Source organism: Psychrobacter sp. ASPA161_6 (assembly GCF_051970285.1).
GTDB lineage: Bacteria > Pseudomonadota > Gammaproteobacteria > Pseudomonadales > Moraxellaceae > Psychrobacter > Psychrobacter glaciei.
In genome coordinates, this window is sequence record NZ_JBEFNJ010000002.1 from 211,399 (window position 1) to 227,544 (window position 16,146).

Here is a 16,146-nt window from a genome sequence, read left to right on the forward strand (position 1 = left end):
AGCTAAAATTTTAACGATTAAAATTCTGTAGGATAAAAGTGGCGCATTGCTTCGGTGCTTCTATAGGCAATAGATGTCCGTTCTCAGGCATGATATTAAGCTGGTTAGCGGGCACAAATTTTTGCCAATTATTACGAACTTTATCGTTAATAAAAATAGTCGGCTTGCCAATGATGAGTTGGTAAGGCACCTTGGTTTTCGCCAGCTTCTTTAATGCACCGTCGATATAAGGGATGCCAAAATAATTCGCTATCTCTTGTTCGGGAGTGAATATAAATGCATAACGTCCATCGTCTTGCTGTATTAAACTTTGTTCGGCAAACAGGTACAAGTGCTCATCAGAGATGCGTCGATAAGCGCTTTTTTCTCGTAGGTTTTTATAGAACTTATCTATATTTGCCCAAACCTTTTGCTTGGTTAAAGCGCTTTTAAAAGGTTGACGTTTAAGCTTAACGGAACGAGGTATCAGCTTATACAACAGCGCTTGCGATTTGGTAAAAGTTACCGGCTCAATCAAATACAACTCAGAGAATAGATCAGGGCGTTTGGCCGCTGCCATAGCAGTAGCGGTAGCGCCTTGTGAATGTCCAATGCCTATAACAGGACCATCTTGAGTCTGCTCTAAAAACTGAATAAGCAGATCGGCATCTTGCTCACGCGTTAATACACGGGCTTTTGGCTCGTCATACCAATAGCCGCGCATCGCGAGAGAGCTGATGTCAAAACCAGCAGAAAGCTCTGTCAACAGGGGCTTGTAGTTACCTACTGTAAAACCATTGCCACCATAAAAATGCGCTCTAGGGCGTTTGGTTTTATTATCAGCCGATGGATTCAATGAGCTTAAATCATAATAGCGTGCCTTTTGACCACCGATATCGATACTGTTTGTGAATGCTTCCATAAAAGTAACACTGCCTTATGATTTATTATTCATCAATAATTAATTGTTTTCGCCTAAGAAGCCGCCACTTTGACGCTGCCATAAGCCAGCATACACCCCATTTAATGCCAATAGTTCATCGTGGCTGCCTTGCTCGATAATCTGACCTTTATCCATGACCACCAGTCTATCGAGTGCGGCAATCGTAGAGAGACGATGGGCAATGGCAATAACTGTTTTGCCCGTCATAATATCATTCAAACTTTCAGTAATGGCAAATTCAATCTCGGAGTCGAGCGCACTGGTCGCTTCATCTAAGAGTAAAATCGGCGCATTTTTTAGCATGACACGTGAGATGGCGATACGCTGACGCTGGCCGCCAGATAGTTTAACCCCACGCTCGCCCACTTGTGTATCCAGACCAGTATTGCCTTTATCATCATATAAATCTTTGATAAATTCCCAAGCCTGTGCTTGCTCAGTGGCAAGGATGATTTCTTCATCGCTGGCATCAGGGCGACCATAGGCGATGTTTTCACGGACAGTGCGATGGAGCAGCGAGGTATCTTGCGTGACCATGCCGATTTGTTGACGCAAGGACTCTTGAGTGACTTCGTCAATCGCTTGTCCATCAATGTAGATTTTACCTTTATCCACATCAAAAAAGCGCAATAATAAATTCACTAAGGTTGATTTACCAGCACCTGATCGGCCCACCAAACCAATCTTTTCACCCGGTTTGATATCTAGATGGAAGCCATCAAGTAGTTTGACTTGTGAATGGGTAAGGGCTGCTCCGGCAGTATTAACCTCGTCAATGCGCTCGCCTTCGATATCATCGTTTTCACTTTCATAACTAAAGTCAACATGATCAAAGACGATATGGCCATTAGTCACTTTTAGCGTAGCAGCGTTAGGTGTATCAACGATAGTCTGCGGTGCAGATAGTGTACGCATACCGTCCTGAGCGGTACCAATGCTTTCAAATAAGCTGGCTGTTTGCCACATAATCCACTGCGTTAGACCATTGAGTCGCAAGGCCATCGCTGTGGCTGCGGCAACAGCACCAACGCCGATGTCGCCTTGCTGCCATAAATAGATGCCAATCCCAGCCGTACTACTCACTAAAATGACACTGATCAGATGGGTTGAGACCTCTAAATAGCTGACCCAGCGCATTTGTGCATGAACCGTTCCTAAGAACTGACCCATGGCGTTCTTGGCATAACCCAGCTCACGGCGTGAATGACTGAACAATTTGACAGTCATGATATTAGCGTAAGCGTCAGTGATTCGGCCAACCATCAACGCACGGGCATCAGCTTGGACGATAGCCGTCCGTTTAAGCTTGGGAATAAAGAAGCGCAACGCAATGCCAACTAGGACAAACCAAATAACAAATGGGATGAGCAATAAGCTGTCTAAGTTAAATAAGATAACACCAGTCGTAATAAAATACACGATCACGTACATGAACATGTCAGTGACCGTCATCACCGTATCGCGTACGGCTAGAGCCGTCTGCATCACCTTAGCAGAAACGCGACCAGAGAACTCATCTTGATAAAACTGCATCGACTGTCCGAGCATGTGCTGATGAAAACGCCAGCGCATTTGCATCGGAAACACGCCTTGAATCGACTGAAAATGAATAAACGAAGATAAGGCAATCCAAAAGGGACTCAATAGCATGACCGCTAGCATCAAAAGGAGCATATCACCTTTTTCAGCCCACAGCGTTTGCGGTGTATAGATACCCAACCAGTCGACGATATTACCAATCCAAGCAAACAGCATCGCTTCATAAATGCCGATACCCGCCGACAAAATCATAAAAAAGAGTAGCCAGCCACGCAAACCTTTAGTACACGCCCATAAAAACTTCATCAGCCCGTCACGAGGTGAGGGCAATGGCATAGGCGTATCAGGAAACGCGGGTAGACGGTTTTCAAAAAAGCGAAATAGAGCATTCATAGGCAAGGGGAGAACATCAATAGCAATACGCCAAGACAAACGCTGGCAAGCATTGTCTTGAACATTTATTTGTGTGAATAGGAAGTTACGCTATTTTAACAAAACTTCGTAATCACGCCTGCATGCTAATTGTAAATTGACAATCAATAGCTGCCTATGTTTACTACCTGTTAGCAAAAGCACTATAAATAGATTGCTGTATAAAACATATTTTGTTACATTCTATGGTTTTGTTGAGCAGAAAACATGGCTTAGGGACTGTTCTCATTTTTGGCTAATTTAGTCGCTTCCGTTTAGGGCGTGTTTGAGTAAACGAATAATAAATACACAAAATTGCAGCTTAAAAGGTAGACGTTCATGATGTATTTAACCATCGCGGTACTATGTAGTGTCGCTGTGTCAGTACTTTTAAAAATATTACGTCAACGAAATATCGATATCCGTCAGACTATCGTCGCCGGTTACCCAGTAGCGTTCTTACTCACTTGGTTTTTATTGAAGCCAGACATCAGCGGACTTAGTCTGTTAGGAAGCGCGTGGGGGATTATCATAGCGCTTGGCGTATTGCTGCCTGCCGTATTTATCATTCTTGGGCGCGCGATTGCAGCGGTCGGCATGGTGGCAACCGATGCTGCCCAACGTTTATCACTCATCATTCCTATCGTTGCTGCTTTTTTATTATTCGGTGAGATGCTGACGGGTACTCGTATATTTGGTTTGGTATTAGGGTTTTTAGCTCTCGGTGCTTTGGTTTATCGTCCACAGCAGGGCGGCATGGACAAACAGGCGCGCCAAACGCCGCTTTGGTTATTTGGCGTCTGGGCAGGCTATGGCATTATTGATATTCTATTCAAGCAAGTTGCCAAGCAAGGGTCCGCCTTTCCGCTAACCTTATTTATAAGTTTCGGGCTGGCAGGGCTGTTACTGTTTATTTATTTGCTAATCACTCGTGTGCGCTGGCAGGGCAATGCCCTCATGGCAGGAGTACTGCTGGGTGCGCTGAATATGGGCAATATTTACGCTTATGTACGAGCGCATCAAGTATTGTCTGAGTCACCAAGCATTGTGTTTACTGGTATGAATGTAGGTGTCATCGCAGTGGCAACTATCATCGGCGTTGGGGTATTTAAAGAGCGCCTCAATCGTATTAATATAGTAGGGCTGTTATTGGCAGTTGGCTGTGTGGCAGTACTGTTTTTAGCATAAATTATTTAGCATAACCGTTTAGCCCAAATCCATCAACGTCGTTACGATTTATAAAATCGGTAACTTATCAGATATAGGCACGCAGGGCATCCTATGATAAGGTTGCTTAAAAACAGCAAGACTGATATAAGCTGACAAAAAGCGATTTGCTTTGAGACACTTGACCTCAATGAATAACAATAGGATGTACACTCAATGGAATACCAGAAGCAATTACAGCGTATAAAAAATGGTTCAGGCTTCATCGCGGCGCTTGACCAAAGTGGGGGCAGTACGCCAAAAGCACTCGAAAATTATGGCGTGAGCAGCGACGATTATGACAATGATGACACCATGTTCGATCTCGTACATGAGATGCGTGCGCGTATCATCACGTGTGAGTCTTTTGATAATGAGCGCGTGCTTGGGGCGATTTTATTCGAAGATACTATGGAGCGTGAGGTTGAGGGTAAGTCGACGGCTAACTACCTGTGGGAAAACAAAAATATCGTGCCATTTCTTAAGGTTGATAAAGGTCTGGCTGAACAAATGAACGGCGTGCAAGTCATGCGCCCGATACCTGATTTAGATGCGTTATTGGACAAAGCCAAAAACTATCCAGTATTTGGTACCAAGATGCGTTCAGTGATTTATGAGCCCAATGTCGATGGTATCGAGCTAGTCGTGCAGCAGCAATTTGATGTCGCCAAGCAAATCATCTCAAAAGGCCTGATGCCAATCGTCGAGCCAGAAGTAAATATTGATGGCACTAAAAAACATGACTGTGAGCTGATACTTAAAACCAGTCTATTGCATAATCTGGATCGTTTAAGTGGTGATCATCAAGTCATGCTAAAATTGACTTTGCCAGAGGAAGCGGGTTTTTATCAAGAACTGATTAATCATCCAAAAGTGCTAAAAGTGGTGGCTTTATCTGGTGGCTATAGCCGGAGCGATGCTTGTGCTAAGCTAAAACAAAACCCAGGTATGATTGCGAGCTTCTCACGTGCCTTTACTGAAGGTTTAAGTAAGCAACAAAGCGATGAGGAATTTTCTGAAACCATTAACAACTCAATTGAAGATATCTTTGAGGCGTCGAAAGTTTAAGCAATAGCTATTCAAAATAAAATTTATAATCCCAGTAAACTTTATGTTTGCTGGGATTTTTTTATAGCATTTACAATAGAAAAAAATTAAACTTATGTTTGTCATAAAGTTATTGGAGCAGTTGTGCCTCGTTTTGTGGTTTTAAGTTTACTAATACTAAGCTGTAGTGCAGTCGTTCAGGCTATGGAGCCTGTAGGCTATTCAGGCACTTGGGCAAGTGCTGCTTATTTTAATAATGCCATCGATGTTATATCAGAGACAGTTGATATCGATATTACAGATGATGCTAATAGTGATAGCTATAGAGTGAGCTATAAGCTGTATAGCAATCGTGAAGGGCTGCAATACCCATTAGTTTTTGAAGTATTTGATGAATTTGAACAAAGTGATGAGTTCGAAATTACTGTTGATGGTCAATCGGTGCCTGTTGTAACGGTTACTGAAGATAATAACGGGCTTGAGACCTCTGACTTCTATATACCAGCCAATACTGATTTAGAGCAATTCAGAGCAGATTCAAAGTATATCAATCTGGATTTGTCGTCAGGGTTGCATACTATTACAGCTACTTATGACGTCCAGCCGCATTATTATGGCAGTGATTGGACTGGGATAAGCACTTACTCTTATTCGTTAGTACCGATGAAGGAGAGCGTCAGTGATGATAAGCAGTTTAAAGGGTCATTTGTTAAGCTAAATTTCAATGGTAGTTTAGACTATATCAGTATGGGTATCGATGGCACGAAGAATACTTTAACTTCTAATAACCAATGGCATTTCAAAGATAATCTAACAAAAGAGATTGATTTTATTATTCAAGCACCTCTGAATCCTGTGGCAAAAGTTTTGACGGCTGTTTCGCCATTCATAACTATAAGTTTCGCGCTATTTGTATTGGGTGGACTGCATTTACGTATGATGAAACGTAGACAGCAATCCCAGCCCGAAACCCTTTGGACAGTCATGCTCGTGGGTGGTTTCCTAGTACCTCTGCTTAGCCTGATAATTTATTACCTCTATCTACTGATGACGGATATGATCATTGGTCAAGGCGCAACAGGAGAGAGTCGTGATTTGTTCTTTATATGGGTTTTGCCGTTAGGCTATATAGTATTGACACCCGTTTATCTGGTCATCAGTTTTGTGGCTTTTATGATGGTTAAACAGACGGTTACTAAAACAGTAAAGTAATTATAGTTGAAGGCTGTAAATAGCTTTGTGATTCGCGAACAGCTAGCTGACGAGCCATTTGAGAGAATATTAATGCGTAGGATCATTTTAGGATTGCTTTTATTAAGTACTAGCATGTTTAGCTATGCCAATATGGCGTCTCCCATTATCGAAGGTACTAATGCCAGTACGGCATATTCAAGCAAAGATATCGATATATTGTCTGAAAACATAGATATCAATATTGCTGAAGGTTTTAATCAAGCTGACTATGATGTCACTTACGAAATTTATAGCGCTAAAGAAGGCGATCGAATACCTTTGGTTTTTGAGGTGTTCGATAACATAGGTAATGATACAGACAAAAGCTTTATAGTCGAAGTCGATGGGCAAGCGGTACCAGTACTTATCAATTATGATTATGAAAGTCAGTCAAAATCATTGCCTGCTTATCATGATCCAGAAACGGATACGGCTGTACAGTTCAATAATGACGCTAAATACTTTGAGATAAACTTAAGCGAAGGCAATCATGTCATTAATGTTAAATATTCTGCTCATCCTACAATAGACCGTAGTAATTGGACCAATCAGTATATTTATAACTATTCATTAAAACCTGCCAAAACTTGGAAAAGCTTTGGTAATTTAACCGTTACTCTAAAGATTGCTGATGAGTCGCAATACTTAAAGACTAATCTTGGTAAGCCTTTAGGTGGAGCACTACAAGCTGATTCGAAGTGGGTCTTTGATCATATTCCTAACGATGTTTTAGAAATATCTTACCGACAGCCACCAAGTTCTTTGGCTCAATGGCTGATTGATTTAGATGGAAGAGTAGTGTTTTTAGTATCAATAATGTTATTTGGTTTTATGCATTATAGATCGTTGCGTTCGAGTCACAAAAAGCACTCTAAACAAGCAAAAGCAATCCTTTGGTCGGGAGTGTTCATTGTGCCTCTCATAGCATTAATGATAGTTTTCTATAAAATTTACTTTATAGACTGGTTACTAGGCGAGCATGCCAGCGGGTATCATGGATATACACTTTTGATTGTTGTCTTCGGCTATCCATTGGTTTTGCCTTTTTATATGTTAATAATGAAAATATGTGATTCTTATTTGAAACGGGTTTTTTTACAATCCTCACGAGTAGGTACAAAAAAAGCTTAAACCCAGAATAACTGAGTTCAAGCTTTTTTATGCAAAAATAAAGGTGAGCTAATTAACTCAGCCTATGCCTCTTTACTCTTAAGTCCTGCCGCATAATCTCGCACGTTCTGAGTGATTTTCATCGAACAGAATTTTGGCCCACACATCGAGCAAAAGTGCGCTGTCTTATGCGCGTCTTTCGGCAGCGTTTCGTCGTGATATTCACGCGCTGTATCTGGATCGAGTGCTAGATTGAACTGATCATCCCAGCGGAATTCAAAACGCGCTTTAGATAACGCATTGTCACGTGCTTGTGCACCTGGATGACCTTTGGCCAAATCAGCAGCATGGGCAGCAATTTTGTAAGTAATGATGCCATCTTTAACATCTTTTTTGTTTGGTAGACCCAAGTGTTCTTTTGGCGTGACATAACAAAGCATGGCGGTGCCGAACCAACCAATCATCGCCGCCCCTATGGCACTAGTAATATGGTCATAACCCGGTGCAATATCAGTCGTTAATGGCCCTAAAGTATAAAATGGCGCGTCCGCACACAGCTCAAGCTGCAAATCCATATTTTCTTTAATACGGTTCATCGCGACGTGACCCGGTCCTTCAACCATCACCTGCACATCATGCTCCCATGCCACTTTGGTCAGCTCACCCAAGGTTTTGAGTTCGCTAAATTGCGCTTCGTCATTGGCATCTTGTAAACAACCCGGACGTAGGCCATCACCCAAACTAAAGGCGACATCATAGGCTTTCATAATCTCGCAGATATCTTCAAAGTGCGTGTATAAAAAGCTCTCTTGTTGGTGCACCATGCACCACTGCGCCATGATAGAGCCGCCGCGCGAGACAATGCCCGTCAGGCGTCCGGCAGTCATTGGCACATAATCCAGCAGTACACCTGCGTGAATGGTGAAGTAATCAACGCCTTGCTCTGCTTGTTCAATTAGGGTGTCGCGGAATATCTCCCACGTTAAATCTTCAGCCACGCCATCGACTTTTTCTAGCGCTTGATAAATAGGGACCGTACCAATCGGCACTGGTGAGTTACGAATCAGCCACTCGCGGGTTTCGTGAATATGATTGCCGGTGGACAAATCCATGATGTTATCCGCGCCCCAACGTGTGGCCCACGTCATTTTTGAGACTTCTTCATCGATAGAGGAGCCGAGCGCTGAGTTACCGATATTGGCGTTGATTTTGACCAAAAAATTGCGCCCGATAATCATCGGCTCAGATTCAGGGTGATTGATGTTGTTGGGAATGATGGCACGTCCAGCAGCCACTTCACTACGCACAAATTCAGGCGTGATAACCGTCGGCGTATTAGCACCAAAGCTCTCTCCGTCATGTTGGCGTATGTCCGTCAAGTCATGCTGCTTTTGGGTTTCGCGAATGGCGATATATTCCATTTCAGGCGTAATAATGCCGCGACGTGCGTAGTACATTTGGGTGACATTGCCTGTTTTACCATCAACATCTTTGGCACGGCGCGGTTTATCAATGTGAGCAAATCGTAAGTTGGCAGTGCTGATATCACGCGCGCGCGTTTGTCCATACTGACTTGATAGACCTGTTAACTGCTCGGTATCTCCGCGCTCGTTTATCCAGCCTTCACGTAGTTTTGGCAGACCTTTGGTGAGGTCAATGGTGGCATTGGGGTCAGTATAAACACCTGAGGTGTCATAGACATAAAACGGTGGGTTCTGTTCCCATTCGTTCTCAGAAACGCCTTGCACAGGGGTAGGATCAAGCGTTATTTCGCGCATCGGTACTTGAATATCGGGTCTTGAGCCTTCGATATAAATTTTACGAGAGGCGGGCAAAATACGGTGTAAGTCGCGGGCATCTTCTTCAAAGCGCGCGTCTGTTTGATGGCGATGGGCAGGGGTTTTTAGGGCATCTGCTTTTTTATCCGCTTTGCTGGCAGTCGCATTGAGCGAAGCATCGGCTGGGATATGAGTTTGAGCAGCTTTTGTGTTCGAGGTAATGTCTGAAATAGTCATATGCTGTCCTAGCGTGTTGGTCTAATAGTATAGGCAACACCGCCAGAATCTGCGGGGGTAAGCATACATGATACGGACAAATTCAATCGTAAAAAAACCTGCTAGCGCTATCAAACCTAAACGTAGTCAGTGATCTTTCGCTGATTGAGGGACGGAACTGATTATTAACGCTATCCATCAGCACAAAAAATACTGGTAGAGGTTGGCGATAATAAAAAGGCATTTCTGCACGCCCTTTGTACTTGTATAACATAGGCTTAAGACTTCCCTGCGTCGGTACTAACCGCATCAGGTTCGGCGGGTGATCTCTCAGCGAATGTATTAAAAGGCGGTTACTTTAATAAAGCGAATTTAATAAAGCCAATCTTTAATACACCGCACCCCGAGTCTGTCAGTGTTGTGAATCTTATTCATACTAACAAAATTCTGCACCAACGGCTAATAGTATTTGGCTAATCATATAACAACTTAAGATGGCGTCTGATGCTTTCTATGAGTATGGTTGTATCAGGTTGTTATCTATAAATTATTGATATCATTTGTATTTATTGAAAATATAGCAGTGCTGCCTGAATATTATGTAAAGCGAATGAAAGATTGTGACAACTGTCATCAAACTGTCATAAAGATTTGGCAAGATAGCACGCATATCACAAACAATGCTTTTTCATATCGTTGTTAAACTTCAGGAGTCCTACATGCGTTATTCGTTATTAGCAGTAGCCGTTAGTTGTACATTAATGCTCACGGCATGTAATAAATCAACCGACCCGGCAGAGCCCACTGCTGATACTAGCAGTAGCGCTGTTACCACGGCTGAGTCAACCTCTCAAACAGCCTCTTCTGCTACCACAGGTTTTAAATCTGCTGAAAATATCGCCATGAATATCACGGGTGCAGGTGCGTCATTCCCGCAGCCTATCTATGCCAAATGGTCTTATGACTACAATGGGGCAACTGGTGGCCAAGTCAACTATCAATCGATTGGCTCATCTGGTGGTATCAAACAAATTCAGTCAAAAACCGTTGATTTTGGTGCCTCTGATGCACCGATGACGCCTGAAGAGCTTGAAGAGTCTGGCCTTATTCAGTTTCCGACAGTTATCGGTGGCGTCGTGCCAATCGTTAACATCGACGGTATAGAGCCGGGCGCATTGAAGCTAGACGGTACAACCTTAGCAGATATTTATTTGGGTAAAATCAGTAAATGGAATGACCCAGCTATCAAAGCCATGAACCCAGATTTGACCTTGCCAGACGCGGCAATCACGACGGTATTCCGCTCAGATGGTTCAGGTACGACTTTTAACTTTACGGACTATCTGGCCAAAGTATCACCAGATTGGAAAGACACGGTTGGTGTTGATAAAACAGTCAAATGGCCGACCTCTGCGACTGGTGCAGGCGGTAAAGGTAATGAAGGGGTTTCAAGTTACGTTAACCGTATGAAAAACTCTATCGGCTATGTTGAGTATGCTTACGCTAAGCAAAACAAGATGTCACATACAGCATTGAAAAATGCAGCTGGCAACATCGTGCAACCATCAGCTGAGACCTTTGCTGCGGCAGGTGATATTGATTGGTCACAACAAGAAGGCTTTTATAAAGTCATCACCAACTCTGAGACTGACCAAGCATGGCCTATCGCTGCTGCCACCTTTATCTTAGTCCATAAGCAACCAGAGAATCCTCAGCAAGTCGCTGGCGTGTTGAACTTCTTTGACTGGGCTTATAGCCAAGGTGATGATGACGCTATGGCACTAGACTACGTACCATTCTCTGACACGGCAGTGGCCTTGTTCAAAGCAAAATGGAACGACGTAAAAGGTAGCGATGGACAGCCTGTCTATAAACCTGCTCAGTAATTCGATAGTCATTATTTAATAACGATCGAATTACCCTTTCAAACAACTATTCTCCGGTAGTTGTTTGAAAGGTTTTATCACAGCGAATTTAATCGCAAAGCCAATGATATTTATAGCTTCTGATACTCATATCTGCTGAGTTTGTTGTGATAAAACTTGATAAACACGCTCATTTTTTAATCTTATTCTATTGAATGCTGAGACACTTATGACAGACTTAAGGTCCCAACTGGCTAAACAAAAACGTTACGATGCTTTATTCGTTAACTCCACCAAAGCATTTGCCATACTGGTATTGATGTCTCTAGGTGGTATTTTAGTGTCGTTAATTGTCGGGGCTTGGCCAAGTATTCAAGAGTTTGGTCTAGGTTTTTATACCAGCAATAACTGGGATACGGTCGCCAATGAATACGGCGCACTTGCACCCATCTATGGCACCTTAGTGACCTCCTTTATCGCCATTCTGATAGCCGTGCCAGTGAGCTTTGGCATTGCCATATTTTTGACCGAAATGTGTCCTGCTTTTCTAAAAAAACCGCTTGGTATCGCCATTGAGCTATTGGCTGGTATCCCCTCTATCATTTATGGTATGTGGGGCTTGTTCGTCTTCGCGCCGTTTTTTGGCGATCACATCCAGCCATGGTTTATTGAACACGTCGGGCCTTTACCGATTATTGGTAAGCTGTTTGAAGGCGCACCGATGGGACTAGGGATGTTTACCGCTTCCTTGGTGCTTGCCATCATGATTATTCCCTTTATCGCTGCCACCATGCGCGATGTTTTTTCCGTCGTGCCAGACTTATTAAAAGAATCAGCCTATGGCATGGGCGCGACGACTTGGGAAGTCATGTTCAAGATTATTTTGCCGTATACCAAAGCTGGTGTGGTTGGTGGTGTTATTTTAGGGCTGGGTCGCGCATTGGGCGAGACCATGGCGGTGACTTTCTTGATTGGTAATGCCTTTAATATCAGTCCAAGCCTGTTTACCTCTGGGGTTACGATTACCTCAGCGCTGGCCAATGAGTTTGCCGAAGCGTCTAGTGAGCTGCATCTGGCATCTTTATTACATTTAGGCTTAATCTTATTTGTGATTACTTTCATTGTGCTGTCCATAGCGAAGCTCATGCTCATGCGCATGGATCATAAAGCAGGCAATCGCTAAGCCAACGTTGTATCAGCACGATAGAGATTAATGTTGTCTAAAAAGATTATCTAAAAAGGCTATCTAAAAAGATACGGGAAACGAATGTTATGCCTAATCAAGCTATCAGAGCTACTACCGCATTACCGACGAAGACAAGCTTTGAGGCACGTTATAACAAAAGCCTTTATAACAAGCGTCGTCGTCTGAATAAGCTTGGATTGGGCTTTGCGTTGTCGGCGATGGCGTTTGGTTTATTTTGGCTATTATGGATTTTACTGACCCTGTTCGTTGAAGGTTTTCAAGGATTGGTACAGTTGCCAGTATTTACGGCTGATACCCCGCCACCGATGAGCGCAGGTGGCCTACGCAACGCCATTGTCGGCTCAATCATGTTGGCGTTTTCAGGCTTGTTTATCGGGGCACCGATTGGGCTGATGACCGGTATTTATTTGTCAGAATTTTCTCAAGGCAGTATGCTAGGCAAGGTAACTCGTTTTTTAAACGATATTTTGCTATCAGCACCCTCGATTGTGATAGGTCTCTTTATTTATGCATTGATGGTCAAAGGCAATAACTTTTCTGGTTGGGCAGGCGCGTTGGCGTTGGCGTTAATCGTTATTCCTGTCGTCGTACGTACCACAGAAAATATGCTCAACTTAGTGCCCAATAGCATTCGTGAAGCGGCCTATGCCTTGGGCACACCAAAGTGGCAACTGGTAACCAAAGTCACGATCAAAGCTGCCAAAGCCGGACTGACCACAGGCGTATTGTTAGCCTTTGCCAGAATCACTGGTGAGACTGCACCGTTACTATTCACTGCGCTGAATAACCAATACTTCAGTACCGATATGGGTAAGCCCATTGCCAACTTGCCCAACACCATTTATCAGTTTGCCATGAGTCCTTATGACAATTGGCATACCTTGGCATGGTCAGCGGCATTACTGATTACCTTGTCTGTATTGATACTGAATATTTTGGCGCGGTTTATTGGCAACCGTGGTCACAGCAAATAACAGCTACTAAAAAATCAGGCCTCGTCGATTTTTACTTAAATTTATATCACTTTTCATTGAGTTAGGTTGGATAATATTATGAATGATGTCATCAATAAAGCGCCTAAAAAAACGGCGGTTAAAAAGTCTCATATCACCGAAGACAATCTATTAACCAACCCTTTATCGACCAGTGCACAAATGGCTCAGCCAGATGCCGCAAGCTTTAACAAGCAAACACTGCATGATATTCCACAAAATATGCCGCCTGCAAAATTGGAAGTTCGAGATCTGAATTTTTATTACGATGATTTCCAAGCATTAAAAAATATCAATATTGATATCCCTGATAAAAAAGTGACCGCGTTTATTGGCCCATCAGGTTGCGGAAAATCAACGCTGCTGCGTACCTTTAATCGTATGTATGATCTGTATCCAGGCATGCGGGCAGAAGGTAATATCAATATTGACGGTGCAAATATTTTAGACAAAGACGTCGATGTTAATTTGCTACGCGCACGAGTCGGTATGGTTTTTCAAAAACCGACGCCATTCCCAATGTCGATTTACGACAATGTGGCGTTTGGTGTGCGTCTTTATGAAAAATTAAGCAAAGCTGAGCTGGATAATCGAGTGGAATGGGCACTGAAAAAATCAGCATTATGGCCTGAGGTTAAAGACAAACTGAAAGCCTCTGGACTGTCATTATCCGGTGGACAGCAGCAACGCTTATGTATAGCGCGTAGTGTCGCCACCAAGCCAGAGGTATTGTTGCTTGATGAGCCAACTTCCGCGCTTGATCCTATCTCTACCGGTGCTATTGAAGCGCTGATTGAAGATCTCAAAAACGACTATACCATCGCTATTGTGACGCATAATATGCAGCAAGCGGCAAGGGTGTCGGACTATACGGTCTATATGTATTTGGGTGATATGATCGAGATGGGTGAGACGGATCAGATATTTACCAAACCGGCGCAAAAAGCGACGGAAGATTATATTACGGGTCGTTATGGCTAAGCGCATTGATGATTAAGTTGGGCGACGCTTAGCGTCAGCCGTCAGTCGCTTTTCATTGAGTGATAATGTCAGTCATTACGCTGATGGTTATGTACTGACCATCAAGCACTGATAATAAGACGCTGATAACAAGCAAATAGGATGAGCACTTATTGTGAGCAATCATTCGAAGTTTTTGACATTGACCGAGGTATATCGGCAGATCGGTTTTGAGCACTCAAACAATGTGCCCTTTAATAGGCACACAGTGTCATCGAAACCCAGATTTCAGGGAATACGTTCTATGCAAAATGACAAGCATATCTCCAAAAGTTTTGACCAAGATCTTGATGAAGCGATTCGACTGTTTCTGCATATGGGTGATAGCGCGGCCAATCAAGTCGCCAAGGCAATCCATGCATTAACTGATAAAAACCAAGCGCTGGCACAAGAAGTGATTGATATGGATTTTGATATCAATCGTATGGAAGTCGATTTGGACGAACATATTTTATTATTGGTTGCCAAACGTCAGCCAGCTGCCAGTGATTTGCGTTTGGTCATGGCCATCAGCAAAGGCGTGGTCGATTTAGAGCGCATCGGTGATGAAGCGGTGAAAATTGCCCAGATGGCAATCAAAATTATCGCGCAAGGTAAGACTGAATATGGGTATGCGGAAGTTCAGCATTTGAGTAACCAAGTTCGGCTGATGGTACATAATGCGCTGGAAGCTTTTAGCCAATCGAACGCTGAGCAAGCCTTTGAAGTCATGCGTAATGATAAAGTGGTCAATGATGAGTATCAGTCGGCCATTCGCGCCTTGATGACTTATATCATGGAGGACTCGCGCTATGTCTCAAAAGTCATGAATATTATGTGGGTGCTGCGTGCACTTGAGCGTATCGGTGATCATGCGCAGAACGTGGCAGAGCTGGTTATTAACTACATCAGCGGTCAGGACGTGCGTCATTCAGACTATGCTGAGGTCGAAAAAGCGGTGCAAGAAGCTAACGATCGAATGGCTGCACGCCAAGCAAGCGCAACATCCGTTACCGATGCTGGTGCAGCAAAAAAGACTGAGGATTGATAGGGTATTTAACACGCTTCATAGTCGATGTACTCTAAAAAGAACATAGCGCTACTGGGGTGCTGTCTTCAAATGTAGGGTGCGCAGCCTCTGAGAACGCAGCACGCAAGTCAAATTTATCCCAGTAGCACGTTTAAATTTATATAACAGTTTTATTTTCAACTGACTATAATATATAAATAAAAAACGCGCTATATTATTTATATAGCGCGTTTTTTTATAGCAGAAAATTAAAAATAATTAGCTTTCTGGCGTCCAACCTTGCGCGCGCTCATAATCTTCATTGTCTAAAAACTTATCACGTTGCTCGGTTAAAAACTGCTTGGCTTTAGGATCCATCATGCTTAGATGGTTTTCGTTAATCAGCATGGTTTGGTGCTCAATCCATTCTTTCCATGCTTTGTCAGAGACCGTTTCTTGCAGCTCTTGACCTTTTTTATTAGGAAAAGGTGGATGTGGCATTTTTGGCAATTCTTGCTGATATTTGCGGCAAAATACCGTATTGGCTTGTGGATTAAAACTCTCAGTCATGAGGCAGTCCTTATTGTATTATTAAATCGAATATTAGTATCC

General features: G+C 43.2%; 13 protein-coding genes and 1 riboswitch. Of the genes, 9 read left to right on the forward strand and 4 right to left on the reverse strand.

Annotation, left to right across the window (positions count from 1 at the left end):
* Positions 1–10: 10 nt before the first annotated feature.
* Together ACTQ9T_RS07005 and ACTQ9T_RS07010 are read right to left on the reverse strand one after the other, a co-directional pair.
* Positions 11–901 carry an alpha/beta hydrolase gene (locus ACTQ9T_RS07005; RefSeq protein ID WP_440464590.1) on the reverse strand — a complete coding sequence of 297 codons (891 nt, stop codon included), beginning with the start codon at positions 899–901 and terminating at the stop codon, positions 11–13.
* 39 nt (positions 902–940) lie between these two features.
* On the reverse strand, positions 941–2,854 hold the full coding sequence (locus tag ACTQ9T_RS07010; RefSeq protein ID WP_440464863.1) for an ABC transporter ATP-binding protein: 1,914 nt from the start codon (positions 2,852–2,854) through the stop codon (positions 941–943).
* A 357-nt stretch (positions 2,855–3,211) separates the two neighbouring features.
* Here ACTQ9T_RS07010 and ACTQ9T_RS07015 point away from each other — a divergent pair, with 357 nt between their 5' ends.
* The 4 genes from ACTQ9T_RS07015 (at position 3,212) to ACTQ9T_RS07030 (ending at position 7,489) form a co-directional block, all read left to right on the forward strand.
* Complete coding sequence (locus ACTQ9T_RS07015; protein ID WP_439292577.1) at positions 3,212–4,060, forward strand: EamA/RhaT family transporter; 849 nt, start codon at positions 3,212–3,214, stop codon at positions 4,058–4,060.
* Between the two features lie 195 nt (positions 4,061–4,255).
* Positions 4,256–5,146: a fructose bisphosphate aldolase gene (locus tag ACTQ9T_RS07020; RefSeq protein ID WP_440464591.1), complete on the forward strand. Its 891-nt coding sequence runs from the start codon at positions 4,256–4,258 to the stop codon at positions 5,144–5,146.
* A 123-nt stretch (positions 5,147–5,269) separates the two neighbouring features.
* Positions 5,270–6,337, forward strand: coding sequence for a hypothetical protein (locus ACTQ9T_RS07025; protein ID WP_440464592.1), 1,068 nt, complete (start codon positions 5,270–5,272; stop codon positions 6,335–6,337).
* A 6-nt stretch (positions 6,338–6,343) separates the two neighbouring features.
* Positions 6,344–7,489, forward strand: coding sequence for a hypothetical protein (locus tag ACTQ9T_RS07030; protein WP_440464593.1), 1,146 nt, complete (start codon positions 6,344–6,346; stop codon positions 7,487–7,489).
* 62 nt (positions 7,490–7,551) lie between these two features.
* On the opposite strand, the gene thiC is transcribed toward ACTQ9T_RS07030, so the two are convergent.
* On the reverse strand, positions 7,552–9,483 hold the full coding sequence (gene thiC, locus ACTQ9T_RS07035; RefSeq protein ID WP_440464594.1) for a phosphomethylpyrimidine synthase ThiC: 1,932 nt from the start codon (positions 9,481–9,483) through the stop codon (positions 7,552–7,554).
* A gap of 248 nt (positions 9,484–9,731) precedes the next feature.
* Positions 9,732–9,878: riboswitch (TPP riboswitch) on the reverse strand.
* Positions 9,879–10,181: 303 nt separating this feature from the next.
* Between thiC and pstS the strand changes: the two genes are divergently transcribed.
* The 5 genes from pstS (at position 10,182) to phoU (ending at position 15,573) form a co-directional block, all read left to right on the forward strand.
* Entirely contained in the window at positions 10,182–11,348 is a 1,167-nt protein-coding gene (gene pstS, locus ACTQ9T_RS07040; protein ID WP_440464595.1) for a phosphate ABC transporter substrate-binding protein PstS, read from the forward strand.
* 208 nt (positions 11,349–11,556) lie between these two features.
* Positions 11,557–12,510 carry a phosphate ABC transporter permease subunit PstC gene (pstC, locus tag ACTQ9T_RS07045; RefSeq protein WP_010200767.1) on the forward strand — a complete coding sequence of 318 codons (954 nt, stop codon included), beginning with the start codon at positions 11,557–11,559 and terminating at the stop codon, positions 12,508–12,510.
* 89 nt (positions 12,511–12,599) lie between these two features.
* Positions 12,600–13,508 (forward strand): phosphate ABC transporter permease PstA, encoded by a 909-nt coding sequence (gene pstA, locus ACTQ9T_RS07050; RefSeq protein ID WP_189583578.1) that lies wholly within the window; start codon positions 12,600–12,602, stop codon positions 13,506–13,508.
* Positions 13,509–13,586: 78 nt separating this feature from the next.
* Positions 13,587–14,507: a phosphate ABC transporter ATP-binding protein PstB gene (gene pstB, locus ACTQ9T_RS07055; protein WP_194620605.1), complete on the forward strand. Its 921-nt coding sequence runs from the start codon at positions 13,587–13,589 to the stop codon at positions 14,505–14,507.
* A 283-nt stretch (positions 14,508–14,790) separates the two neighbouring features.
* A complete protein-coding gene (gene phoU, locus ACTQ9T_RS07060; RefSeq protein WP_440464596.1) occupies positions 14,791–15,573 on the forward strand; it encodes a phosphate signaling complex protein PhoU in 783 nt (260 codons plus the stop codon).
* Between the two features lie 240 nt (positions 15,574–15,813).
* Here the strand turns inward: phoU and ACTQ9T_RS07065 are convergent, their stop codons facing one another.
* On the reverse strand, positions 15,814–16,104 hold the full coding sequence (locus ACTQ9T_RS07065) for an oxidative damage protection protein (RefSeq protein WP_010200774.1): 291 nt from the start codon (positions 16,102–16,104) through the stop codon (positions 15,814–15,816).
* Positions 16,105–16,146 lie beyond the last annotated feature (42 nt).

What these genes read in the sequence shown, in the direction of transcription:
- ACTQ9T_RS07005 (WP_440464590.1), bottom strand. Translation starts at nt 901, where the DNA reads ATGGAAGCATTCACAAACAGTATCGATATCGGTGGTCAAAAGGCACGC.
- ACTQ9T_RS07010 (WP_440464863.1), bottom strand. Translation starts at nt 2,854, where the DNA reads ATGAATGCTCTATTTCGCTTTTTTGAAAACCGTCTACCCGCGTTTCCT.
- ACTQ9T_RS07015 (WP_439292577.1), top strand. Translation starts at nt 3,212, where the DNA reads ATGATGTATTTAACCATCGCGGTACTATGTAGTGTCGCTGTGTCAGTA.
- ACTQ9T_RS07020 (WP_440464591.1), top strand. Translation starts at nt 4,256, where the DNA reads ATGGAATACCAGAAGCAATTACAGCGTATAAAAAATGGTTCAGGCTTC.
- thiC (WP_440464594.1), bottom strand. Translation starts at nt 9,483, where the DNA reads ATGACTATTTCAGACATTACCTCGAACACAAAAGCTGCTCAAACTCAT.
- pstS (WP_440464595.1), top strand. Translation starts at nt 10,182, where the DNA reads ATGCGTTATTCGTTATTAGCAGTAGCCGTTAGTTGTACATTAATGCTC.
- pstC (WP_010200767.1), top strand. Translation starts at nt 11,557, where the DNA reads ATGACAGACTTAAGGTCCCAACTGGCTAAACAAAAACGTTACGATGCT.
- pstA (WP_189583578.1), top strand. Translation starts at nt 12,600, where the DNA reads ATGCCTAATCAAGCTATCAGAGCTACTACCGCATTACCGACGAAGACA.
- pstB (WP_194620605.1), top strand. Translation starts at nt 13,587, where the DNA reads ATGAATGATGTCATCAATAAAGCGCCTAAAAAAACGGCGGTTAAAAAG.
- phoU (WP_440464596.1), top strand. Translation starts at nt 14,791, where the DNA reads ATGCAAAATGACAAGCATATCTCCAAAAGTTTTGACCAAGATCTTGAT.
- ACTQ9T_RS07065 (WP_010200774.1), bottom strand. Translation starts at nt 16,104, where the DNA reads ATGACTGAGAGTTTTAATCCACAAGCCAATACGGTATTTTGCCGCAAA.